At 63.7% G+C, this 22,500-nt stretch carries 21 protein-coding genes, 1 pseudogene and 1 riboswitch; of the genes and pseudogenes, 7 read left to right on the top strand and 15 right to left on the bottom strand.

From position 1 onward, the window contains the following. Window positions 1–31: 31 nt before the first annotated feature. Genes F2982_RS13600 through F2982_RS13580 form a run of 5 tightly spaced genes read left to right on the top strand, consistent with a single transcriptional unit; the run spans window position 32 to window position 5,362 of the window. Window positions 32–859 carry an ABC transporter permease gene (locus tag F2982_RS13600; protein WP_203428124.1) on the top strand — a complete coding sequence of 276 codons (828 nt, stop codon included), beginning with the start codon at window positions 32–34 and terminating at the stop codon, window positions 857–859. Beyond that, on the top strand, window positions 856–1,635 hold the full coding sequence (locus tag F2982_RS13595; RefSeq protein WP_112718903.1) for an ABC transporter permease: 780 nt from the start codon (window positions 856–858) through the stop codon (window positions 1,633–1,635). The genes F2982_RS13600 and F2982_RS13595 overlap by 4 nt, the downstream gene beginning before the upstream one ends. Beyond that, window positions 1,628–2,650, top strand: coding sequence for an ABC transporter ATP-binding protein (locus tag F2982_RS13590; protein WP_203428123.1), 1,023 nt, complete (start codon window positions 1,628–1,630; stop codon window positions 2,648–2,650). The genes F2982_RS13595 and F2982_RS13590 overlap by 8 nt, the downstream gene beginning before the upstream one ends. Window positions 2,651–2,654: 4 nt before the next feature. Next, window positions 2,655–3,575 (top strand): nucleoside hydrolase, encoded by a 921-nt coding sequence (locus tag F2982_RS13585; protein WP_203430072.1) that lies wholly within the window; start codon window positions 2,655–2,657, stop codon window positions 3,573–3,575. Further along, window positions 3,572–5,362: an adenine deaminase C-terminal domain-containing protein gene (locus F2982_RS13580; protein WP_130281897.1), complete on the top strand. Its 1,791-nt coding sequence runs from the start codon at window positions 3,572–3,574 to the stop codon at window positions 5,360–5,362. Before F2982_RS13585 ends, F2982_RS13580 begins: the two co-directional genes overlap by 4 nt. Before the next feature lie 146 nt (window positions 5,363–5,508). Here the strand turns inward: F2982_RS13580 and F2982_RS13575 are convergent, their stop codons facing one another. From F2982_RS13575 to F2982_RS13550, 6 genes and pseudogenes are all read right to left on the bottom strand, one after another. After that, window positions 5,509–6,678, bottom strand: a complete 1,170-nt coding sequence (locus tag F2982_RS13575) for a M20 aminoacylase family protein (protein WP_203428122.1) — start codon at window positions 6,676–6,678, stop codon at window positions 5,509–5,511. A 95-nt stretch (window positions 6,679–6,773) separates the two neighbouring features. Next, a complete protein-coding gene (locus F2982_RS13570; protein ID WP_112718899.1) occupies window positions 6,774–8,279 on the bottom strand; it encodes a tripartite tricarboxylate transporter permease in 1,506 nt (501 codons plus the stop codon). A gap of 10 nt (window positions 8,280–8,289) precedes the next feature. Beyond that, complete coding sequence (locus tag F2982_RS13565) at window positions 8,290–8,751, bottom strand: tripartite tricarboxylate transporter TctB family protein (protein ID WP_203428121.1); 462 nt, start codon at window positions 8,749–8,751, stop codon at window positions 8,290–8,292. A gap of 163 nt (window positions 8,752–8,914) precedes the next feature. Next, on the bottom strand, window positions 8,915–9,898 hold the full coding sequence (locus F2982_RS13560) for a tripartite tricarboxylate transporter substrate binding protein BugD (protein WP_112718897.1): 984 nt from the start codon (window positions 9,896–9,898) through the stop codon (window positions 8,915–8,917). Window positions 9,899–10,097: 199 nt separating this feature from the next. Next, entirely contained in the window at window positions 10,098–11,429 is a 1,332-nt protein-coding gene (locus F2982_RS13555) for a sigma-54 dependent transcriptional regulator (RefSeq protein WP_203428120.1), read from the bottom strand. Continuing rightward, window positions 11,426–13,299 (bottom strand): annotated as a pseudogene (locus F2982_RS13550) (sensor histidine kinase). Before F2982_RS13550 ends, F2982_RS13555 begins: the two are co-directional and overlap by 4 nt. 111 nt (window positions 13,300–13,410) lie before the next feature. Here F2982_RS13550 and F2982_RS13545 point away from each other — a divergent pair. Next, entirely contained in the window at window positions 13,411–14,073 is a 663-nt protein-coding gene (locus F2982_RS13545) for a sulfite oxidase-like oxidoreductase (RefSeq protein WP_203428119.1), read from the top strand. Here the strand turns inward: F2982_RS13545 and F2982_RS13540 are convergent. The 3 genes from F2982_RS13540 to F2982_RS13530 all read right to left on the bottom strand — a co-directional run bounded on the left by F2982_RS13540 (window position 14,058) and on the right by F2982_RS13530 (window position 15,797). Next, window positions 14,058–14,645 carry a hypothetical protein gene (locus F2982_RS13540; RefSeq protein WP_246777556.1) on the bottom strand — a complete coding sequence of 196 codons (588 nt, stop codon included), beginning with the start codon at window positions 14,643–14,645 and terminating at the stop codon, window positions 14,058–14,060. The genes F2982_RS13545 and F2982_RS13540 overlap by 16 nt on opposite strands. A 192-nt stretch (window positions 14,646–14,837) precedes the next feature. Beyond that, complete coding sequence (locus F2982_RS13535; protein WP_203428117.1) at window positions 14,838–15,575, bottom strand: CbtA family protein; 738 nt, start codon at window positions 15,573–15,575, stop codon at window positions 14,838–14,840. Window positions 15,576–15,587: 12 nt separating this feature from the next. After that, on the bottom strand, window positions 15,588–15,797 hold the full coding sequence (locus F2982_RS13530) for a CbtB-domain containing protein (RefSeq protein WP_112718892.1): 210 nt from the start codon (window positions 15,795–15,797) through the stop codon (window positions 15,588–15,590). A gap of 24 nt (window positions 15,798–15,821) precedes the next feature. After that, window positions 15,822–15,950: riboswitch (cobalamin riboswitch) on the bottom strand. 51 nt (window positions 15,951–16,001) lie between these two features. On the opposite strand from F2982_RS13530, the gene F2982_RS13525 reads away from it, so the two are divergent. Continuing rightward, the gene (locus F2982_RS13525; RefSeq protein ID WP_203428116.1) at window positions 16,002–16,559 is read left to right on the top strand and encodes a histidine phosphatase family protein; all 558 of its coding nucleotides are present in this window, start codon (window positions 16,002–16,004) and stop codon (window positions 16,557–16,559) included. Window positions 16,560–16,825: 266 nt separating this feature from the next. Here the strand turns inward: F2982_RS13525 and F2982_RS13520 are convergent, their stop codons facing one another. From F2982_RS13520 to F2982_RS13495, 6 genes are all read right to left on the bottom strand, one after another. After that, window positions 16,826–17,269 carry a response regulator gene (locus F2982_RS13520; protein ID WP_112718890.1) on the bottom strand — a complete coding sequence of 148 codons (444 nt, stop codon included), beginning with the start codon at window positions 17,267–17,269 and terminating at the stop codon, window positions 16,826–16,828. Then, complete coding sequence (locus tag F2982_RS13515; RefSeq protein ID WP_246777443.1) at window positions 17,266–18,762, bottom strand: CHASE3 domain-containing protein; 1,497 nt, start codon at window positions 18,760–18,762, stop codon at window positions 17,266–17,268. Before F2982_RS13515 ends, F2982_RS13520 begins: the two co-directional genes overlap by 4 nt. 112 nt (window positions 18,763–18,874) lie before the next feature. Next, complete coding sequence (locus tag F2982_RS13510) at window positions 18,875–19,219, bottom strand: hypothetical protein (protein ID WP_203428115.1); 345 nt, start codon at window positions 19,217–19,219, stop codon at window positions 18,875–18,877. Window positions 19,220–19,282: 63 nt separating this feature from the next. Next, window positions 19,283–19,531, bottom strand: coding sequence for a hypothetical protein (locus F2982_RS13505; protein WP_112718888.1), 249 nt, complete (start codon window positions 19,529–19,531; stop codon window positions 19,283–19,285). 81 nt (window positions 19,532–19,612) lie between these two features. After that, a complete protein-coding gene (locus F2982_RS13500; RefSeq protein WP_203430070.1) occupies window positions 19,613–20,860 on the bottom strand; it encodes a capsular biosynthesis protein in 1,248 nt (415 codons plus the stop codon). 47 nt (window positions 20,861–20,907) lie between these two features. After that, the gene (locus tag F2982_RS13495) at window positions 20,908–22,491 is read right to left on the bottom strand and encodes a sulfatase-like hydrolase/transferase (RefSeq protein ID WP_112718887.1); all 1,584 of its coding nucleotides are present in this window, start codon (window positions 22,489–22,491) and stop codon (window positions 20,908–20,910) included. Window positions 22,492–22,500 lie beyond the last annotated feature (9 nt).

Below are 22,500 nucleotides of genomic sequence, written 5' to 3'. Positions count from 1 at the left end.
GACCGCTTCTTACCCGCCCGAAAGGCTCCCGATGTTTCAGAACCGAGCAGAAGCTTTGGCGCTTGCGCTGCCGGCGGCGGTCTTCGCCGCCGTGGTCTTCCTGCTGCCCGTCGCCATTCTTCTCTCCGAAGGCTTTCATGCCGATGGCGCCTGGACGCTGTCGGCCTACACCGGCTTCTTCTCTGAGCAGCTGAACCGCACGGTCTTCATCCGCACCTTCAAGCTCGGGCTCGAAGTCACTGCCGTGTCCGCCGTCATCGGCTATGCCGCGGCCTTTGCGATCGTCAACCTGCCGCCGAAGGGCAAGGGCCGAATGATCGGCCTCGTCACATTACCGCTGATGATCTCGCCGGTCGCCCGGACCTATGCCTGGATCGTCATCCTCGGCCGCACCGGCATCGTCAATCAGGCGATCACCGGCCTCGGCTTCAGCGCCGAGCCGCTGCGCCTGCTCTTCACCGAGACCGCCGTCTTCATCGGCCTCCTGCAGCTCTTCCTGCCGTTGATGATCCTGTCGCTGATCAGCGCGCTCGAGAACATGCCGAAGGACGCGATCCCGGCAGCCCGCGTGCTCGGCGCCAACTGGTTCCAGGTGTTCTGGAAGGTGATCCTGCCGCTGACCAAGGAAGGTCTCGTCGTTGGCGGCACCCTCGTCTTCACCGGCTCGCTGACCGCCTATATCACCCCAGCCGTCCTCGGCGGCTCCAAGGTGCTGATGCTGGAAACCCTGCTCTACCAGCAGGTGTCCGTCTCCAACAATTTCGTCTCGGCCAGCGTCATTGCCTTCATGCTCATCGTCATGAGCTTTGCCGCCAACATCCTCTTGAAACGCCTGGCGACCGCGAGGAACAAGCGATGACATCCCGCCTCTTCCCGCCCATCGTCCTCGGATTGCTCCTGACCTTCCTGATCGGCCCGTTCCTGATCATCATCGCCGCCTCGCTTTCGGCTGGCGATACGCTGGCCTTCCCGCCGCAGGGCCTGTCGCTGAAATGGGTCGCCAAGGTCTTCACCATCGACAGCTTCCGCGAGAGCTTCGCCATGTCGATGTTCCTCGCCGTCTTCGGCACGCTGTCGGCGCTGATCCTCGGCATTCCCGCCGCCTACGCCCTGTCGCGCTACAAGCTGCCTTTCGGCGAAACGGTCCGCACCATCGTTTCCCTGCCGATCATCGTCCCCGGCATCATCGTCGGCCTGGCGCTGCTGCGCTATCTCGTCGTGCCCTTCGGCTTCAACATCACGCTGGCGCTGTTCTTTGCGCATACGGCGCTGGTGCTGCCCTATGCCGTGCGCGTCGTCTCCGCGAGCCTCAACAACCTACGCTCGGATATCGAGGAAGCGGCCGTGCTGCTCGGCTCTTCGCGCACGGGCGCCTTCTTCCGCGTCGTCATGCCGAATATCCGCGGCGGCATTCTCGCTGCCTTCATCCTCGGATTCGTCACCAGCTTCAATCAGGTGCCGGTCTCGCTGTTCCTTTCCGGCCCAGGCGTGCGCACCCTGCCGATCGACATGCTGGGCTACATGGAAACCACCTACGATCCGTCGATCGCAGCGCTCTCCTCGCTGCTCGCCTTCCTGTCCATCGGCATCGTCTTCCTTGCCGAACGCTTCCTGGGATTCTCGCGTTATGTCTGATGCCTATCTTCAACTCGACAAGCTGACGCTGGCCTACGGCGATACGGTCGCGGTGAAGGACCTCGACCTCACGATCGAAAAGGGCGAACTCGTCGCCCTGCTCGGCCCTTCCGGCTGCGGCAAGACGACGACGATGCGCTCGATCGCCGGCCTGCTGACGCCCGCCTCCGGCCGCATCAATCTCGACGGCACCGACATCACCCGCGTTTCGGCCAACAAGCGCAATGTCGGCCTGGTCTTCCAGTCCTACGCCCTCTTCCCGCATCTGACCGTCTACGAAAACGTCGCCTTCGGCCTGCGCCTCAAGGGCGTCTCCGGCCAGGATCTCGACAAGCGCGTCACCTCCGGCCTGAAATCGGTCGGCCTTTCGAGCTTCGCCGGCCGCAAGCCCGCGGAACTCTCCGGCGGCCAGCAGCAGCGTGTGGCGCTTGCGCGCTCGATGGTCATGGAACCGAAGGTGCTGCTGCTCGACGAGCCGCTGTCGAACCTCGACGCCCGCCTGCGCCTGGAAATGCGCGCCGAACTGCAGCGCGTCCAGAAGGAGACCGGCGTGACGATGATCTTCGTCACCCATGATCAGGTGGAAGCGCTGGCGCTTGCCGACCGGATCGTCGTGATGCTGAACGGCGGCATCGAGCAGATCGGCACGCCCGAAGATATCTACAACCGCCCCGTTTCCGCCTTCGTCGCCGATTTCGTCGGCTTCGAGAACGTCTTCAAGCTCGAAGGCGGCAAGCTCGCCACACCAAACGGTCCAGTCGATTTGCCGGCTCCTGCGCCTCAGGCGGCAGGGCTGGCCTGGCGGCCGCGCACGGTCATCCTTGGTTCCGGTCCTTTCCAGGGAACTGTGCGCGGCACCTCCTATGCCGGCAACACGCGGGAATACCTGCTGGACACGCCGCTCGGGCCGATCAAGGCGGAGGTCGATGCAGGCCTCGCCGCCCACGCGATCGGCACCGCCCTCTCCTTCGACCTTCCGCTTGCCGCAGCCGCAAGCCTCTCGCGTTTCGGGTGATATGATGGGTGTCTGGATCGATACCGACATGGGCTTTGACGATATCGCCGCCATTCTGGTGGTGGCGCAGTCGAAGCTTGACATAGATGGCATTTCGCTGGTCTTCGGCAACACGCCACTGCCGCAGGTGAAGGTGAATGCGGCAGGCGCCGCACAGACTTTCGGCTGGACCTTCCCCCTTCACAGCGGCCGCGCCAATCCGGTGATCGGCAAGATCGAGACGGCACAGGCCATCCTCGGCGATACCGGCATCCCGACTGCAGGCCGCACGCTGCCGCAAGGAGCGGCGCTGCCCGATAGCGACGCTTTCCTCGCCCTCTGCCGCTGGCTCGAAACGGATGGCCCGCATCGCATTCTGGCGCTCGGACCGCTGACCAATATCGCCGCTCTCGCGCTGGCCCGCCCCGATCTCGCCGCCCGCATCACCGAACTCACCTGGATGGGTGGCGGGGTAACGATCGGCAATCACACGGCCTCCGCCGAGTTCAACGCCCTTGCAGATCCCGAAGCGCTGGCAATCGTCATCAGCCACGGCCTGCCGCTGAAGATGATCGATCTCGATCTCTGCCGCAAAGTCCTGGCCCGCCCGGATGACGTCACGCCGATCCGCCAGGCAGGCGGCGCCAATGCCGAACTGCTCGCCGACATGCTGGCTGGTTATATCGATATCGGCATCAGCCGTGGCCGCGCGGCGATGGCGATCTACGATCCCTCGGCCGCCGTCGCCTTCGTGGCGCCGGAGCTCGTGACCTTCCGCGCCGCGCGCATCGATGTCGAGCTCGCCGGTCAGTTCACCCGCGGCCGCACCGTCGTCGAGACCCGCGCCACCCATGCCGCGCCCAATGCCGAATTCGCCGTCGATATCGACGTCGAAGCCGCGCGCGCGCTCATCCTCGGCGCGCTCGCAAGCGAGGCCGGCAGATGAGCTCTCCATTGCGACCGGAACCCGCCGACCTCAACGATCCCCAGCTGCGCGCCCGCGCCGTGGCCGCCGCCCGCGGCGACCTGCCGTTCGACGTGCTGATCACAGGCGGAAAGCTGCTCGACGCCGTCACCGGCTTGATCCGCGAAGCCGACATCGGCCTCACGGGACCGCTGATCGCCAGCGTCCACGCGCCGGGAACCCGCGCCGATGCGCTTGAGATGATCGACGCCACCGGCGCCGTCATCACCCCGGGCCTGATCGATACGCATATGCATGTCGAGAGCTCGATGGTCACCCCTGCCGAATATGCCCGGGCAGTGCTGCCGCGCGGGGTCACCACGATCCTCTGGGATCCGCATGAATTCGGCAATGTCCACGGCCTCGACGGCGTGCGCTGGGCGATCGAGGCATCGTCGGGCCTGCCACTCCGGATGATCCTGCTGGCGCCCTCCTGCATCCCCTCCGCACCCGGCCTCGAGCGCGCCGGTGCGGATTTCGATGCTTCTGTGATCACCGAAATGCTCCGCTCGCCTGCCGTCGGCGGCGTCGCCGAAGTCATGAACATGCGCGGCGTCATCGAAGGCGATCCGCGGATGACGGCGATCGTCAATGCCGGTCTCGCATCCGGCAAGCTCGTCTGCGGCCATGCCCGCGGCCTCGAAGGCGCCGATCTCAACGCCTTCATGGCCTCCGGCATCACCTCCGACCACGAGCTGACCTCAGGCGCCGACCTCCTGCAGAAGCTTGCCGCCGGAATGACCATCGAGCTCCGCGGCTCCCATGATCACCTGCTGCGTGAATTCGTCGAAGCGCTCGATGGCATCGGCCACCTGCCGCCGACCGTGACGCTCTGCACCGACGACGTCTTCCCCGACGAACTGCTCGATGGCGGCGGCCTCGACGACGTGATCCGCCGCCTCGTGCGCTACGGCATGAGGCCGGAATGGGCGCTGCGCGCCGCCACCTTCAACGCCGCCCAGCGCCTGAAACGCAGCGATCTCGGCCTCATCGCCGCAGGACGGCGCGCCGATATCGTGCTCTTCGACGACCTCACCGATTTCAGGGCACGGCTGGTGATCGCCAACGGCCGCACGATCGCGCAGGACGGCGCGATGACCGTACCGCTGAAGCCGCTCGACACCGCGCCGCTGATGAACTCGGTCAAGCTTCCGGCGCTCGGCGCAGACGATTTCAAGGTCCGCTCCGAAGGCAACCGCGTCCGCGTCGCCACCATCGACCGCCCGCGCTTCACGCAATGGGGCGAAGCGGAAACCGCGACCGAGCACGGCTTCGTCGTGCCGCCTCAGGGCAGCACGATGATCTCCGTCGCCCACCGGCACGGCCTCGCCGCCCCCCGCCCGCGCACGGGCTTCCTCACCGGCTGGGGCGAATGGCACGGCGCCTTCTGCACCACCGTCTCGCATGACAGCCACAACCTCACCGTCTTCGGCGGCAACACCGCCGACATGGCAGCCGCCGCGAATGCGGTGATTGCAGCAGGCGGCGGCATGGCGGTTGCCAGGGATGGCGTCATCCTCGCGCTGTTGCCGCTGCCGCTCTCAGGATTGGTGACCGAGGCCTCACTTGCCGAGACGGCAAAGGGTTTCCGCGATATCCGCCAGGCGATGGAAAAGATCGTCACCTGGCAGCCGCCCTACCTCGTCTTCAAGGCCTGCTTCGGCGCGACGCTCGCCTGCAATATCGGCCCGCATCAGACGGATATGGGGATTGCTGATGTGCTGACGGGGAAGGTGCTGGAAACGCCGGTGCTGGAGATAGTGTCGTAAGGATCGCTTGGGGGTGTGGCCCCCTCATCCGCCTGCCGGCACCTTCTCCCCGCTGGGGAGAAGGGAAACCCGGAGCGGGCCGCACGTCCCTTCTCCCCTCGGGGAGAAGGTGCCCGAAGGGCGGATGAGGGGGCCCCGCACGCGACCTAAGCCGCCAATTCCCGTTCCACCAGCTTCACCCAATAGGCCGCCCCAAACCCAAGCGCCCCATCGTTGAAATCGTAGGCCGTATTGTGGTGCAGCGCCCCATCCACGGCCGGCCCGTTCCCGAGCCACACATAGCACCCCGGCGCATTCTGCCCGAAGAAGGCGAAGTCATCCCCCGCCGTCGACGGCGGAAAGCTGGTGCGGACCTTCGCGCCGAACACTTCGCCCGCAGCGCCAAGCGCCCGCGCCGTTGCATCCGCATCGTTGACCACAGGCGGAATACGCCGCTCGAAGCCGTAGTCGGCTGATATCCCGAACATCTGCGCCGTGCCCTGCGCCAGACGGCCGATCTCTGCTTCCAGCTGGTCGCGCACTTCGGGCGAATAGGCCCGCGCCGTGCCGCCGATCTCGACCGTATCGGGGATGACGTTCAGCGCCTTCGGATCCCCCGCCTGCAGCGAGCAGGCGCTGACGACGGCCGGCTGCAGCGGATCGACGACGCGGCCGACGATGGTCTGCAGCGAGGCGAGGAAGGTGCCCGCGGCAGTGATCGGATCGCGGCCGAGATGCGGCTTGGCGCCATGCGTGCCGGTACCGCGGAAGGTGACACGCCAGCTGTCGGATGAGGCAAGCTGCGGGCCCTCGACGACGGCGATCTCATCGACATCGAGCCCCGGCATGTTGTGCAGGCCATAGACGGCATCGCAGGGGAAGAGCTTGAACAGCCCCTCCTCGACCATCCGCCGCGCCCCACCGCGTCCCTCTTCGGCCGGCTGGAAGATGAAATGCACCGTGCCCGAAAATCCCTTGGTTTCAGCCAGATAGCGCGCGGCACCGAGCAGCATCGTCGTGTGGCCGTCATGCCCGCAGGCATGCATCTTGCCCTGAACAGTGGACTTGTAAGGCCGCTCGGCAATCTCGGGCATCGCCAGTGCATCCATATCCGCCCTGAGGCCGATGCTGCGCGTGCCGTTGCCGACCTGCAGCGTGCCGACGACGCCGGTGGTGCCAAGCCCGCGGTGAACCTTGATACCGGCCTCCTCCAGCAGTTTCGCGACGATGCCGCTGGTGCGCTCCTCTTCGAAGCCGAGCTCGGGATGCGCGTGAAGATCACGGCGAAGCGAGATGAGGAAGGGTAGATCGTCCTTGATCCGGGCGGGAATGGTCATGAGCCGGGATGTCCTGTGCATGCGAAAACGGGCGCCAGAACGGCGCCCGTTTCAGGTATCCCTTTGTTCTACAAAGAGGCAGTGAGTTCAACCCCTCACGTTTCCTCGACGAAGACCTCCTCGCGCTTCTTCTTCACGCTCGGCAGGAAGACGATGATGAGAACGGCAAGCGCGATGGCGAGCAGCGTCGCGCTGATCGGCCGGGTCAGGAAGGTCGTCGGATCGCCGCGCGACAGGATCATCGCGCGCCGCAGGTTCTCTTCCAGCAGCGGCCCGAGCACGAAGCCGAGCAGCAGCGGCGCCGGCTCGCAGCGCAACTTCGCCAGCACATAACCGATCAGCCCGAAGAAGGCGACGGCATAGAGGTCGTAGACGTTCGAGTTGACGCTGTAGACCCCGATCGAGCAGAAGGCCATGATAACGGGGAAGAGTACGTAATAGGGCACCGTCAGCAGCTTCACCCAGAGGCCGATCAGCGGCAGGTTCAGGATGACGAGCATCAGGTTGCCGATCCACATCGAGGCGATGATGCCCCAGAACAGCGCCGGCTGCTCGGTCGCGACATTCGGGCCGGGCACGATGCCCTGGATGATCATCGCGCCAACCATCAGCGCCATGACCGGATTGGCGGGAATGCCGAGGGTCAGGAGCGGAATGAACGAGGTCTGTGCGCCGGCATTGTTGGCCGATTCAGGACCAGCAACACCCGCGACCGCACCATGCCCGAATTCCTCCGGCTTCTTCGACGAACGCTTCTCCACCGTATAGGAGGCGAAGGATGCGAGGATCGCGCCGCCGCCCGGCAGGATGCCGAGCGCCGAGCCGATCGCCGTGCCACGAAGGACCGGCGCGATCATCTCCTTGAATTCCTGCTTCGATGGCAGCAGGCCGGTCACCTTGTTCATCAGCACCGTGCGCGTCGACTCGCCTTCGAGATTGCGCAGGATTTCGGCGACGCCGAAGACACCGACGGCAAGCGCCACAAAGTTCAGCCCGTCGGCATATTCGCGGATGCCGAGCGTGAAGCGCGGCGTACCGGTATAGATATCGGTGCCGACGAGGCCGAGCAGCAGGCCGAGCGCCACCATCGCCAGCGCTTTGATGACCGAGCCATGCGCCAGCGCGATTGACGACACCAGACCGACGATCATCAGCGAGAAATATTCGGGCGCGCCGAACTTCAGCGCGATCTCGGTCAGCGGCGGCGCGAAGATGGCGACGAGGAAGGTAGAGACCGTACCGGCGAAGAACGAGCCGAGTGCGGCGATCGCAAGTGCGGCCCCCGCCCTGCCCTTGCGGGCCATCTGGTATCCGTCGATCGCCGTCACCGCCGAGGAGGACTCACCCGGCATGTTGATGAGGATCGCCGTGGTCGAACCGCCATATTGCGCGCCGTAATAGATGCCGGCGAGCATGATCAGCGAGGAGACCGGCTCCAGCTGGAAGGTGATCGGCAGCAGCATGGCGATCGTCGCCGTGGCGCCGATGCCGGGGAGAACGCCGATCAGTGTGCCGAGAAGGACGCCGATGAGGCAGAAGAGCAGGTTTGCGGGCGTCGCCGCCGTTGCGAAGCCGAGGGCGAGATTGCTGAAAAGTTCCATGTCCCTCTCCTCAGAACCTGGTCCACGGACCGAAGCGCTCGAACGGCAGGCCGAGGCCGTAGCTGAACACCGCAACCGAGAACACCGTGAGCCCAAGCGACAGGATCAGCGCGTAGAAGACGTTCATCTTCTGCGACGCGAAACAGGCGACGAAGGCCGCGAGGAACAGCGACGGCGCAAAGCCGAGGCCGCGAACCGTCAGCCCAAACAGGATGGGTGCCGGAAGAATGAAGAGCATCCCGCGCCAGGCAAAGGGATCGATCGGCTCGCCCTCGACGCGCAGCGCCTGGATGAAGACGATACCGCCGAGGATGACCAGCACCGCCGAAAGCACCAGCGGAAAATAGCCCGGCCCCATGCGCAGCGCGGTGCCGAGTTCGAGCGTGAAGGACTGATAGGCGAAGAATGCGCCGGTCGCGACCAGAAGCGCGCCGCAGATCGCATTTGTCGTGTCGAATGTGACAGATTTCATGGTGTCTCCGTGGGGTTGGAGAGAGTTGGCGTCGAAGCGGGTAGCCCCCTCATCCGCCCTGACGGGCACCTTCTCCCCAAGGGGAGAAGGGAAGCCGCGTCCCCTCTCCCCAGCGGGGAGAGGGTTAGGGTGAGGGGGCTCCGCACTCGACGTTGGCGGCCAATCAGTCGGCGTATTCGCCGGCAGCCTCGATCACCGGCTTCCAGCGGGCGATTTCGGTCTCGAGCTTGGTCTTCAGCGCAGCCGGCGTCGCATCGGCATCCGGCGACGGCGCGGTGCCGAGTTCGGCGAAGCGCTTGACGACGTTCTCGTCCTTCAGCGCCACCTGCAGCGACTTCGACAGACGCTCGTTGATTTCCGCAGGCGTGCCCTTCGGCGTGTAGACGCCGTGCCAGATACCGACCTCGAAGCCCGGCAGACCGCCTTCGACGGCCGTCGGAACGTCCTTCAGAACGTCGAGGCGCTTCGGGGAGGTCACGGCGTAGGCCTTGATCGTGCCGCCCTGGATCTGCTTCGTGGTGTTGGTGGTCTGGTCGCACATGATATCGACCTGGCCACCGAGCAGATCCGTCATCGCCGGACCGGTGCCCTTGTAGGGAACGGTCGTGAGCGGTGTCTGGATGGCGCTCATGAACATCATGCCGCAGAGATGCGAGGCAGCACCAATGCCGGCGTTGGCGTAAGTGACCTTGTCCTTGTTCGCCTTGACGTATTCGACGAGGCTCTTGAGATCGGCGGGTTCGAAATCCTTGCGGGCAACGATCGTCATCGGAACGTCGGTGACGAGACCGACATATTCGAAGGCGTTCAACGTGTCATAGGCGAGCTTGCGGTAGAGCGTGGCCGATGTCGCCATGCCGATGTGATGCAGCAGGATCGTGTAGCCATCCGGATCGGCAGCGGCAACGCGGCCGGCGCCGAGCGTGCCACCAGCGCCGCCGACATTTTCGACCACGATCTGCTGCCCGAGATCCTTCGACATGGATTCGGCGACGAGGCGCGCGACCGTATCCGTCGGGCCGCCGGCCGCGAAGGGCACGACCATGGTGATGGTGCGTTCAGGATAGCCCTGTGCGGATGCACCGGCAGCGAAAAGAGAGACGGCAGCGGCCGCCGTCATGCCAAGCATGGCCTTGAAGAGTTTCATCGTTTTCCTCCCTGATGAAAACAGGCTCCGCCGGCGCTTCCCATGCGCCGGTGAGATGCGGCCATTAACAGGTGGTAAACGCGCCGGCGGCAATCGGCTGGGCATGCCGCGGGGCAGAGATTTCGCCTGCGTGCGATGCAGCATGGGTCGATTTGGAAACAAAGGCGGATAGCGATGGGTGGAAATCCACCCATTCGGCCTATTCGGAAACCAACAGCTTCTTGTCGAGCCCGTATTTCTGCATCTTCTCGTACAGCGTCTTGCGCGATATCTGCAGCGACTCATAGACCGGCTTGAGGCTGCCGCCATGGGCAACCAGCGCGCTGGCGATGACGCCGCGCTCGAATTCCGCGACACGATCGGCGAGCCCCGTCGCCTCGCCATTCGGCCGCTCGCCGCCATCGAGACCGAGCACGAAACGGTCGGCCGCATTGCGCAACTCGCGGACGTTGCCCGGCCAGTCGCGCTGGGCGATATCGGAGATCAGATCCGGCGAAACCGGCATATCGTCCCGCCCGTATCGCGCCGCCGCCTCGCGCACCAGCTGGAGAAAGAGCAGCGGAATATCCGCCCGCCGCTGCGCCAGCGCCGGCACATGCAGCGTCGCGACATTCAGCCGGTAGAAGAGATCGGCGCGGAACCGTCCCGCCGCGACCTCCTCCTCCAAGTCTACCTTGCTGGTGGCAATGAAGCGCACGTCGAGCGGCACGACCTCGTTGGAGCCGAGGCGCGAGATCACCCGCTCCTGCAGCACGCGCAGAAACTTCGCCTGCAGATCGAAGGGCATCGAGCCGATCTCGTCGAGCAGGATCGTCCCGCCGCGGCCATGTTCGAACTTGCCGTAGCGTGGACGCACGGCACCTGGAAAGGCGCCTGCCTCATGGCCGAAAAGCTCGCTCTCGATCAGGTTTGCTGGAAGTGCCGCGCAATTGATGGCGATGAACGGGCGGCTCGCCCGCGCGCTGATATCATGAAGCGCCCGCGCCACCACTTCCTTGCCGGCGCCGGTCTCACCGACGATCAGCGTATCAGCGTCGCTCGCCCCGATCGCCCGGATGCGATAGCGCAGGTCGACCATCACCTGCGTGCGCCCCGGCAGCCGCGCCTCGATATCGTCCCGCTTGCCGGCAACCGCCTTCAGCAGCCGGTTTTCGAGCACGAGGCCACGCCGCTCGAAGGCGCGCTTGATGACGCCGGCCAGCATCTGAGGCGTGAACGGCTTCTCGATGAAATCATAGGCGCCCTCGCGCATCGCCTTCACGGCGAGCTGCACGTCGCCATGACCGGTGACGAGGATAACGGGCACTTCGGCGTCGATCTCGCGGATCCGGCTCATCAGCGTCATGCCGTCGGTGCCGGGCATGCGGATATCGCTGACGACGACGCCCGGAAAACTGTAGCCGATCAGCTCCAGCACATGATCGGCATTGGAGAAGGTCTCGACACTGAAGCCCGAGAGCTCCAGCGCCTGCGCCGTCGAGCGGCGCAGTTCCTCCTCGTCGTCAACGAGCAGGATTTTCTGTTCGCTCATTCCGCCGCCTCCGGCATTGCACCCGCGGCCGATTGCAGCTCGATACGGAACTCCGCCCCACCATCTGGATGATTGGCGACGGTCAGGCTGCCACCGAAATCCTTGATGATGTTGTAGGAGATCGAAAGACCGAGCCCGAGCCCCTTGCCGACGCCCTTCGTCGTGAAGAACGGATCGAAGATGCGCTCGGCAATCGCCGCCGGCACGCCGGGGCCGAAGTCGCGAACCGTCAGCACCACCCTTCCCGCCTCCTCCGAGGCCCGCACCTCGATACGCCGGTCGTCCAGCCCCTCGACGGCATCGGCGGCATTCGAGATGACATTGACCAGCACCTGCTGCAGACGCACAGAACCGGCCCGCACCACAGGCGGATGCAGGCCGAGATCAAGCCTGAGATCGGCGTCCGCCGCCTTGATCCGCCACGCGACGATCTCCAGCGTGTCGCGGATCGCCTCATCCAGCGGCACCGGGCCGAGCTTTTCGTTCGGCTTGCGGGCGAAATTGCGCAAGTGCTTGCTGATCGATGCCATACGGTCGATCAGGCCGCCGATCCGCCGGATATTGTCCTGTGCCTCGTCCGTGCGCCCGCGATCGAGCAGAACGGTGGCGCTGTCCGTATAGGTCTTGGCGGCCGCCAGCGGCTGGTTAAACTCGTGAGAAAGTGCCGCCGACATCTGGCCGAGACCGGCAAGCTTGCCGGCCTGAATAAGATCGGCCTGCGTCTGGCGCAGCTGCTTTTCCGTCAGCCGGCGCTCGGCGATTTCCTCCTCGATGCGGCTGTTGACGCGGGCGAGATCGGCGGTGCGCTCCTCGACGCGCCGCTCCAGCTCGTTGCGGGCTTCGGCCTGCAGATGCATGCGTTCGTTCAGCCGCATGCGCCGCTGGCGCAGCACCGCGAAGGCGAGCCCGGCAATGCAGAGGAACAGGAAGACCGCAGCAAGCGCCGTGCGCGCCTGCGCCCGGACGGAGCCGGTGTCGAGCAGCACGTTGACCGTCCAGTCCTCGGCCGTCATGTAGCTGGAAAGCACCAGATATTCCTTCTGCACGCCCTCCTCGACCAGCCCCATCAGATTGTGATCCTCGAAGCGGCTGCGGTTCACCGGCAATGCCGCGAGCGTCGCATTGGCATAGCGCCGCGACGCCTCAGTGCGCTGCAGGCGGTCGGTGGTCAGCGGCAGGATGCTGTTATAGAGCCATTCCGGCTTGCCGGACATGAAGATGATGCCCTCGGGGTCGGAGACGAAGATGCGGTATTCGCCGCCCGTCCAGGAGGATTCGATCATGTCGATATCGACCTTGAAGACGATGACCCCGCGTATCTCGTCCCCCACCCTGATCGGCGAACCGAAATAATAGCCGCGCTTCAGCGATGTCGTGCCGAGCGCGTAGAAGCGCGACTGCTTGCCGGCGATCGCCTCCTGGAAATAGGGCCGGTAGCTGAAATTCTCGCCGACGAAGCTGTCGGGCAGATCAAAATTGCTGGCCGCGATCGTCTCGCCGTCGGGTGTGATCACATAGATATCGGAGGATTTCAGGAGATGGTTGATCTCCTTGAGATAGAGGTTGGCGGCATCCCGCAACCCCTTGTCTTCGGGGTGGGCCACCAGTTCCTTGATATCGTCGTGATCGGCAATCAGCGCCGGCAGCGCCTCATAGCGGTTGAGATGGCCGCTGAGCGCCGAGACGGCAAGACGCAGCGCCGTTCCCGCCTGGGCCGAGGCCTCTGCCATATAGGCGCGCGTCGCCACCGATCCGCCGTAGTAGAAGAAGGCGAAAACGACGAAAGGCACTGAGAACAGCGCGAATATAAGCCTGTGCCTCTGAGACAGCGGCGGCTCCTCCCATTCTGCCTCCCTCCCCAGGAAGGCATCCCCGACGGCCTGATTGTAATGAGCACGGAGGAGGATTCCAAGAGGCGCGGCTGCCTTGACAGCTGCGGCTCCAGATTGTCCTATCGCTGCACTGCGAGAGGACGAGTGCCATGACCGACCAGCAGACCCCTGTTGACAGTAAACTGACCACCTCCAAACGCCGCTGGGCCGCCGAAGGCAAGTTCCTGACCGGCCGCGTCGCCCGCCCGGAAACCGACCGCCTGCCGCCCGGCCAGCATCTGGTGAAGAACTGGCCGGTGCTCGATCTCGGTCAGCAGCCGTCGATTGCGCTCGACACATGGAAGCTGGAGGTCCGTGGCCTGGTGGAAACGCCGCTGACGCTTTCCTGGCGCGACTTCCAGGCGCTGGAGCAGAGCACCTTCGTCTCCGACATCCACTGCGTCACGACATGGTCGCGCTATGACAACAAATGGAAGGGCGTCGCGACGCGCGACCTGCTCGACCGCGCCATGCCCAAGGCGGAAGCAAACTATGTCATGCTGACGAGCTACGACGGCTACACGACCAACCTGCCGCTCGCCGATTTCGCCGCCGAAGACGCGATCCTCGCGACCGCCTGGGAAGGCCAGCCGCTGACGGCCGATCACGGCGGCCCGATGCGCCTCATCGTCCCGCATCTCTATTTCTGGAAAAGCGCCAAATGGCTGCGCCGCATCGACCTGATGCCCGCTGACCGGGCGGGCTTCTGGGAGATGAACGGCTATCACATGTTCGGCGATCCCTGGCGGGAACAGCGCTATTCCGAAGACTGAACCTTCAGCCACCGGCGCCCGGCAAGGAAGACGCCGAAAACAAGCGCGAAGAACCCGGTCAGCGACGCCATGCTCGCCGTATGGAGCGGTATCTCGCTCCAGCGCGGCCGGATGATATCGGCCGTATTGAACGCCTCGCCGCTGAAACGGCAGGTGATCAGCGACAACCCACGCCTGATCATATCGGCATCGGCTTCGGAGACGATCGCACTCGCCGCCGCGGCCTCCCGCGGCATCTCCCGCAGAGACATCAGCACCGCCTTGGTCGCCGCCAGATAAGCATGGGCGCATTCGTTGAACGGACTTTCCTCATCCGTCACGCTGCCGGGCATGCGGCCCCAGAGACAGTAGGAATACTGGATCTGCGCATAGTTCAGCACCCGGCGGAACGGCTCGTCGGTATCGGTGGCGGTGGATGCGAGCGCGATGATCCGGTCACGATAATCGGCCATCACGGCCATTTCGCCGTGGGAAATTTCGGGGACGGGGATGCCGGCGTGATTGGCAGAGGATGTGCGGCTGTGGGCCATGGCACCGCCGCTCGACAGCGCGAGCGCAGCCATGCCGGTCATCAAATGAAACAGAGGCCTATTCATCACAGCCTTTACCAATGCCTCATTCCTGTGCTTGTCACAGGAATCCAGTGCGTCCATGTCCATGGACGCGGGAAACTGTAGAGTCATTCACCGCGCCGACGCGCGGTGGCTGGATTCCTGTGACAAGCACAGGAATGAGGGAAGCCTTTGGCTCCCCTCACCCAATCCTCACCGAAACGCCGGACGCCCGACAGCACCCTGCGAGGCCAGCCGCTTCTCGGCCAGCATCCCGAAGACCACAGCCAGCACCGACCACAGCACGACATGCATGCCGAGCGAGGTGATGCGGAAGCGCCAGAGGACGATCGCCGAGTAGTTTTCCGGCACCTCGTTGATCGGCGGCAGCAGATACTGCACGAGGCCGATGAAGACGATATAGGCGATGCCGGCGATGATCGCGCCGTTCCAGATGCCGAAGCGGTGAGCGAGGCTGCGCGCAAAGGCGATCGCCGCGATCAGCGCCGCGACGGAGACGACGATCATCAGGAAGAACAGCTCGGTGCGAACGCCGATCGTATCGCCATTGCCGACAGCCGGCGGATTGGCCGGGTACTTGATGCCGGGAACGAGGATGATGGCGACGAAAGCGGCAAGAGCGATGACCGCAGCGGTGCCGCGGGCGCTGAGCGTGCTGAACCGGCCATGCACGAAGGCAAAGGTCAGCGCGAAGAGACCGCCGACGGCGATGCCATAGGCCATGGCGCCGGTGAAGAGACCAATGCCGGCCTGCGTCGCGCGGCTGACGATCTCGGGCTCTGCGGCCTCGCCGGCTGCCTGTGCCGCGGCTTCCTCGAAAGCGATCGCCTGATCGACGAGCGGCTCACCGAAGAAATGGGCGAAGACAAACACCAGGACGCCAGCAATCGCCCCCGCGATCATGCCGCGAAGTAGAAGGTTTCCAACCATGTCAGTCGTCCTTTAGTGGCAGGGGAAGCCGAGAAGGTGGCGGGCGTCATGCACGAATTCGTGGACGTAGCCGCCGGAGAACAGCGCCATGGCGCCCTCTTCCGTGCCGACGAAATAGATGGCGATGATCATCAGCAGGCCGCCGAAGATCGCCCAGGGCAGGATCTCGCCAACCGGAATCGGCTGCGGTGCTGCGATAGGCTTGAAAGTGATGTCAGACATGTATTCCTCCTGGAATGACGCGTTCAGTCGAAAGGATGTTGCGGCAAGGTCTGACTTCCAGTTCGCTTTCGCATCCTGGTCACAGTGGCGCGACCGCGCCGGATTTACACCGGCTTCCAAACCCGCAACGTGACCGTTATATCTCTAGGCTTCGAACTGTCAACGAAACTTCATCTGCCGAAGAGGCAGCCCGGAGGCTCTCCTGTGCATACCCGGCTGACCTGGATCTGCCACGGCCCGACAAGCGCCAACCGCGAAGGCCGCTTTCCGCTGAACGAGCCGCTCGAACAGAGCGCCGCCACCGATACCGCGGCTCTCGCGGAAAGGCTTCAGCGTGCCGATCACGTCAAAAGCAGCCCGGCGCTCGCCGCGCTGCAGACCGCCGAAATCCTGAACCTGACGGCCGCGGCCGATCCGAAGCTCGCCGATATGGATTACGGCCGCTGGAAGGGCCGCCCGCTTGCCGATCTGCAGGCCAAGGAGCCGGATGCTCTGATCCAGTGGATGACCGATCCGGACGCCGCCCCGCATGGCGGCGAGAGCCTGTCGAAACTTCAGGCCCGCATCGCCGGCTGGATGGAAGAGCAGCAGGCATTCGACGGCCATATCGTCGCCATCGCCAACGCCACCGTCATCCGGGCCGCGATCCTGCATGTGATGAAGGCACCGCCGAGTTCTTTCTGGCTGGCGGATATCGAGCCGCTCGCCCTGCTGCGGATGAGTTTCGACGGCCGTCGATGGGCGCTGCGCTTCAGCCGCTGATTGCAGCAAGCGTCTGTTTTCACCGCATAATTTAGATAAGCCTTACGCAAGCAAGTTGCGCCATACCTATTGAACCCGGCATGCCGGGCTCTAAGTGCATGCCCCGTGGAGACCAACCATGACGTATGATTGGAGTGGGGAGCGGACGCGGCGTGTGCGCCTTCTGAAGGTCGCAATCGCCATTGTTCTCATAGCTATCGTCATCGGCATTCCGCTGCTGATGCGCTGAACGAAGGGCGAGCAGGCAAACTGCTCGCCTTTTCTCGTTATTGCTGCGGAATCTGGATCACCGCGAAGAACAGGCCAAGCTGGCGGATCGCGTGGGCGAAGCCGTCGTAATCGACGGGCTTGGTGATATAGACATTGGCGCCGAGATCGTAGCAGCGCTGGATTTCGCGCTCGTCATCGGTGGTCGTCAGGATGACGACAGGCATGCGCTTGGTGTGCTCGTTGTTCTTGATCTGCTCGAGAATATCGATGCCCGACGTATCCGGCAGATTGAGATCGAGCAGCATCAGCAGATAGCGGTCCTTGCTGACGGTGCCGCTGCGGTCGGGGCCGAGGATGAAGTCGAGCGCGCTCTTGCCGTTGGTGAAGGGCACGATCTCGTTGTTGACGCCGGCCCGGCGCACGTTCTTCTCGATGAGGCGGGCATGCCCCTCGTCGTCCTCGATCATGACGATCGTGACTTCCTGGCCTGTGGCTTTCATGACTCTGTACCCTTTACGATGGTGGTGAGATCCGACGGCAGAAGCAGCGTGAAGGTGCTGCCGGTGCCCTCTGTCGAAGCGACAGTAATGTCACCTCCCAAATTTCGTATTAACGATCGCACATATGCGAGGCCGATGCCTTCACCCGGCTGATCCTGTTCGCCGGCGCGGCGGAAGAGTTCGAAAACGCGCTCGCGATCGGCAACTGCGATGCCGCGGCCGTTGTCCTCGACATCAATCCTGATCCGGCCCTTGCCGGCCGGCATGGCCCGCACGGCGATCCTGACAGGACGGCCAAGATAGCGGTATTTGACCGCATTGTCGAAAAGGTTGCCGAAGATCTGGTCCAGCGAGAAGCGGTCGGTGATCAGTCCGGGCACGCGGATATCCATCTCCACTTCCCCATCGGCCTCGGCGACCTGGTGATGCACGTTCGCCGCAGCCGTCTCGAGCATGGCCTTGAGGTCGATCCTCTCCGGCACCAGCTTGCGGCGTCCGTCGCGGGAAATCTTCAGGATGGCGTTGATCAGCGAATCCATCTTGCGGGTCGACGAGCGGATGAAGCTCATCGCCTCCGGCAGGTCTTCCTCGACTGCGAGGCGCGCTTCCTTGATTTCGTCCTCGCTCGGCTTCTTCTCATCAGCCATGACATAGGCCGTGACCGCCGTCAGGCTGGCCTCGAGCTCGCTGAGGAAGCCCATGATATTGACGAGCGGTGCCCTGAGATCGTGGGTGACGATATAGGCGAAGCGCTGGATTTCCTGGTTGGCCTGCATCAGGTCTTCGGTGCGCTCGTTGACGCGCTCCTCCAGGCCGAAATTCAGCGATTGCAGCTCCTCGCGCGCCCGCGACAGGTCGCGCACGTGCTGGACGATAATGAGGATTGCCCCGCCGACGACGATGGCAATCGCCAATGCGCCGCCGATCGTCACCCATTGCAGGTTGCTTGCCGCTTTGAGCTGTTCGCCGACGATTACCCGAAGGCGGTCATCGGTCTGGCTGATGAAGCCGACGAGAACGCCGCGGGCGTCGTCCATCAGCGCCTTGCCGCTATCGTTGCGCACGATCGCCAGCGCTTCCTGCATCCGGCCGGCCTTGGCGAGCGCGACCGTATTATCGATCTCCGCCATCTTGCCGTCGACCGCCTGATCCAGCACCGGCAGCCGCTCGGCATAATCAGGATAGTTCTGCAGCACGTCTGCCAGCCGCTTGCGCCGCTCGGGCAAGTTCTTCACCGCTTGAAAGTAGGGTGCCAGATAGCTCTCGTCATTGGTCAGCAGAAAGCCGCGCTGCCCGGTTTCGGCATCCTGGAGCGCGGTCAGCAGATCGACCGAACCAGTGCGGATGCGGCGCATCTCGGCAACCGTATCGGAATAGATGCGGTTCGCGCTCGTCAGCCAGAGCGACGTTCCGACGATACCGGCCAGAAGCAGCACGCCGAGCCCGAGCATGAAAAGCGTCGAGCGGACAAAGACGGCGTTGGAAGAGGACATGAGGATTCTCTGAAAAGGATTTTCTTAAATACAAGTGACGGAAAAGATCCCTGCGATCAACCCAATGACCGCAGGGAACCACACGATCCCACGACTATAAATGGGATTTGCGTCAATGCTTGGTCGGCTCGCCGGGAACCGAGCTTCGCGTCACCGACACCGGATCGCTGGCCGGAAAGCTGTCCTCCAGCCCCTGGTCGAGCTGCTCTTCGAGCTCCGCACGATCACCGGAAGCACGCGCGCTGCGATGCACGCTCATATCGCCGCCTTCGCTCGCGTCGACGGATGCCATCGCGCTCATCAGCGACTGCGCCTTCATGATGGCGTTCTGCCGGTTCAGCCCTTCTTCGCCGCGCATCTGTACCGAAACGACGGCGCCGTCATCGCTCACGAATTCCACGGTAAACCCGTCCTTGCCGCCTCTCGCGGCAATGATCTGCGTGCCAACGACCTGCATCAGCCTTCCTCCGTTTTCATCTCTTCATGATTTGAAACGAGATTGCCGCCGCTTGGTTCCCGCTCAGTTGCGCGCCTGCGGCAGATAGGAAATCTTCAGTTCCAGCTGCAAGCTGACGATCGGCAGCCGCTCGGAATTCTGAACCTCAATCGACAACCGCCGCTCCGGCGCCGACGGCAGCCCATCGAGCGCCATCTCCGCCAGCACATGCTTGGCCTCCTCGATTGCCGAAAACAGATCCGGAAATTCAAACGGCAGATCGGCCGCGGCCGTGCCGTCATTGTCTTGCGTCTTGAAATAAAAAGCGGACATCAGTTCCCACTCGCCTTTTGATGCATAAAGCGGGAAGTGCACTAATGGTTTCAATGCACACGGAAAAACTTGGGAGGGAGGTCAGGCGACGGCGATCTTTTCGGGATGCGAACGCGGAGCCGGATCGACATAGGCGCCCGGCTCGTTGACCGAGCGGTCGAGCAGTTTGCGGACAAGCCCGCCTGCCGCGGCCTCCGCCCCTTCGCGGCTGTAGAAATTGCCGCGCACCTGGATCGACGCCGCAAGCAGCCGCATGAAGGCGGTGAGCAGGAGCGGCGACGGCGCCACCGGCCGGCTCCAGAACGCATCGAGCGGCTGGCGATCCGTCAGGCCATCGATGTCATAGACGGTCGAGCCCAGCACCTTGACCGGCCTACCCGCCTGCAGCGCGTTCAGCGCCGCCGTGGAATTGACGGTCACCAGCCCGCTGCAGCCACGGATGAGCAAATCGAGATTGCCGCCATCGATGAAGACCGTTCGATCCGAAACGCCCGATGTGGCCGCCATTTGCTCCACGTAGGAGCGCCAGTCGATCAAGCCATTGTCCAGCGGGTGAACCTTGATCACCAGCCGGGCATCGGCCGCGGCATGTTCTGCGAAGGATCGGAGAATATGCCGGATCGCATCCTGCTGGCTATGAAACGGCGAGTGCGATCGCAGCTGATAGTCGGTCTGCAATTGGAGCGGATAGACAAAATACGGATGGCTGGCGGAGGCAACGGCGTGCACGGACCGGACGGCCTTACTGGCGGTGAACCGCGACTTGGCAAGCCGGATCGCCCACCCCGCATACTCGGCCAGCGGATGAAACAAGCCATGCCGCCGGTAGTGGGGATAGAGGAAGCTCAGGAACACGGTCGGCAGATAATAGAGCATGTCGGCCGCGGCTTCCGACAGGAAGCTATGGCTGTAGCGTCTCTGCCAATCCGGTTCGCCCAGCCCCTCGCCAGCCGTCAGGATATGGTCCGGGTCGATGGGAAAGCGGGAGTTCGACGACAACCCCTCACGCTCGATGGTGACCCAATCGGGCCGCAGATGTCCCATCTCGACGGCATAGACCGCGACGCCCGCCTGCCTCGCGGCAGCGATCGCCACCTTATGATAGGGGCGCTCTTCACCGTGAACGACCAGATCGGTGATGCCGCGTTCGGCGATCAGCCGCCCGACATAGCCCTGCCAGGCAGCGAACGAACCGCGATAGTTGATGGCGCCGCCCCGTCGCCAGAAGATCGCATCGCCGGCATTGAGATTGACGCGAAGGCATTCGCTGCCCGCCGCTTCCAGCTTGCGGGCCATCCGGACATAGAGGCTCGACGACGGCCCCTGCATGAACAGGAAGACACGCCGGTCTGCGCCAACAATGGCCGGCTTAAGCGTCAAGACGGCAACTCCTTGCTGAGGCCCGCATAGCGCAGCAACGTGCCGAGCAGATTCCAGGGTGCCTCCTCCTGCGCCGGAACAGGCCTCTGCGAATGCGCCCGTGCGCGGCCGAGCGGCACGATCACATAGTCCGTGCGCGGATCGGGGAACGGATCGGCAAACGCCTTCAGCAGCGGCGCGTGGTCACCGTAGAACAGCAGCCATACCGGCCGGTCCAGCGTATCGAGGTAATGAGCGAGATTTCCAAGCGCGTGATCGGCGCGCCTCAGGAGTTCCGTATAGATCGCCACGGGATCCGTCTCGTCCTTGACGCGTCCGGCTTCCCAGGGGCCATGATTGGCCATCGAGGCGACGAACACGAAATTCTTGAGGTCGGGATCCTTGTCGATCTCCCGGATGACGCTCTTCGTCAGCGCCAGATCGCTGACATAGGGACCGTCGCGCTCCGGCTTGTGGTCGAACTCGTCGAGCATCATCATATGATCGAAGCCGAGCTGCGGCATCGCCTTGTGGCGCAGGAAGAACGTCCGGTCGTAGGGATGCACGAACTGTGTCTTCCAGCCGGCATTCTTCAGCTTGTTCGGCCAGACGATGTCGGCGTAGTGGCCCGCGCGCAGATAGGGATAGCTGGCGTCGATATCGACGTCTTCGGGCTGAAGGCCACTCAGCACCGCAAATTCGGTGCGCAGAGTGTATCCGCCTTCGAAGACGCTCGTCATCCGCCCCCACTGGGCCGATTGCTTGCGCAGCCGGTCGAGATTGGGAAGCTTCAGGCCCTTCACGCCGAAATGCCGGAGATCGATGAAGGATTCCGATTGCCAGATGACGATCAGCGGCGGCGCCTCGTCGTCATCGCCATCCCAGAGATCATGCAGGGCCGATTTGATCAGCGTCGAAAGCTCGCGGACGATCTTCTCACGGCGGCGCCCGAGCCAGATGACGAAATGCAGGACGACGGATGTGAAGGTGCCGAAGCGAACCGTGTTCTTCTTGATGTCGATCGGGCCGACAACCCATTGCGTGAGACGCGAGACGGGGCCGTTGACCGGACCATAGAAGAGCGCGAACCACGGCCCGAACGCAACGAGCAGACCCAGCAATATCCAGAGGAACCGCGCGGTGTCGGGCAGGATATGCGGCTCGAAATAGAAATAGAGGCCCGTCACCCCGAAGACGTAGAGGAAAGAGAAGATCCAGAAGAAGACGTTCAGCGACGTCGCATAGAAGATCTCTTTATATTTGAAGACATCGACGACCAGCGCGATGTCCGAGAAGACCAGCGGTTCACGGATGAACTGGAACTTGGCGCGCGAAATGCCGGTGAATATCACGAAGAAGCTGATGGTCGCCTGAACGCAATAGATCGGCCGCCAGGTCACGGCAAAGAAACCGGCGAAGACGAGCGCAATCACCGGAAGGCGGGCGGCAAGATCGATAAGCGTGCGCGCCATCGGCCGCCGGACGGCATTCTTGCGGTAGACAGCAAAGGGCAAGGCCAACCAATCGGTGGCATAGACCGCGATGCAGACAAGACCGAAACACAATATGGTCAGCAGGATGGGGGCGTCATGAATATGCATTCTATTATG

It is taken from the genome of Rhizobium sp. BG4, assembly GCF_016864575.1.
Taxonomy (GTDB): Bacteria; Pseudomonadota; Alphaproteobacteria; order Rhizobiales; family Rhizobiaceae; genus Rhizobium.
This window is presented reverse-complemented; position numbering and strand designations above follow the sequence as displayed.

Coding starts and splice junctions, on each gene's coding strand:
- F2982_RS13580 (WP_130281897.1), top strand. CDS start 3,572: ATGAGCTCTCCATTGCGACCGGAACCCGCCGACCTCAACGATCCCCAG.
- F2982_RS13575 (WP_203428122.1), bottom strand. CDS start 6,678: ATGACCATTCCCGCCCGGATCAAGGACGATCTACCCTTCCTCATCTCG.
- F2982_RS13565 (WP_203428121.1), bottom strand. CDS start 8,751: ATGAAATCTGTCACATTCGACACGACAAATGCGATCTGCGGCGCGCTT.
- F2982_RS13595 (WP_112718903.1), top strand. CDS start 856: ATGACATCCCGCCTCTTCCCGCCCATCGTCCTCGGATTGCTCCTGACC.
- F2982_RS13600 (WP_203428124.1), top strand. CDS start 32: ATGTTTCAGAACCGAGCAGAAGCTTTGGCGCTTGCGCTGCCGGCGGCG.
- F2982_RS13535 (WP_203428117.1), bottom strand. CDS start 15,575: ATGGTTGGAAACCTTCTACTTCGCGGCATGATCGCGGGGGCGATTGCT.
- F2982_RS13510 (WP_203428115.1), bottom strand. CDS start 19,219: ATGCAGGTCGTTGGCACGCAGATCATTGCCGCGAGAGGCGGCAAGGAC.
- F2982_RS13495 (WP_112718887.1), bottom strand. CDS start 22,491: ATGCATATTCATGACGCCCCCATCCTGCTGACCATATTGTGTTTCGGT.
- F2982_RS13530 (WP_112718892.1), bottom strand. CDS start 15,797: ATGTCTGACATCACTTTCAAGCCTATCGCAGCACCGCAGCCGATTCCG.
- F2982_RS13540 (WP_246777556.1), bottom strand. CDS start 14,645: ATGACCGGCATGGCTGCGCTCGCGCTGTCGAGCGGCGGTGCCATGGCC.
- F2982_RS13585 (WP_203430072.1), top strand. CDS start 2,655: ATGGGTGTCTGGATCGATACCGACATGGGCTTTGACGATATCGCCGCC.
- F2982_RS13515 (WP_246777443.1), bottom strand. CDS start 18,762: ATGTCCTCTTCCAACGCCGTCTTTGTCCGCTCGACGCTTTTCATGCTC.
- F2982_RS13590 (WP_203428123.1), top strand. CDS start 1,628: ATGTCTGATGCCTATCTTCAACTCGACAAGCTGACGCTGGCCTACGGC.
- F2982_RS13520 (WP_112718890.1), bottom strand. CDS start 17,269: ATGAAAGCCACAGGCCAGGAAGTCACGATCGTCATGATCGAGGACGAC.
- F2982_RS13560 (WP_112718897.1), bottom strand. CDS start 9,898: ATGAAACTCTTCAAGGCCATGCTTGGCATGACGGCGGCCGCTGCCGTC.
- F2982_RS13545 (WP_203428119.1), top strand. CDS start 13,411: ATGACCGACCAGCAGACCCCTGTTGACAGTAAACTGACCACCTCCAAA.
- F2982_RS13500 (WP_203430070.1), bottom strand. CDS start 20,860: ATGCAGGGGCCGTCGTCGAGCCTCTATGTCCGGATGGCCCGCAAGCTG.
- F2982_RS13570 (WP_112718899.1), bottom strand. CDS start 8,279: ATGGAACTTTTCAGCAATCTCGCCCTCGGCTTCGCAACGGCGGCGACG.
- F2982_RS13555 (WP_203428120.1), bottom strand. CDS start 11,429: ATGAGCGAACAGAAAATCCTGCTCGTTGACGACGAGGAGGAACTGCGC.
- F2982_RS13505 (WP_112718888.1), bottom strand. CDS start 19,531: ATGTCCGCTTTTTATTTCAAGACGCAAGACAATGACGGCACGGCCGCG.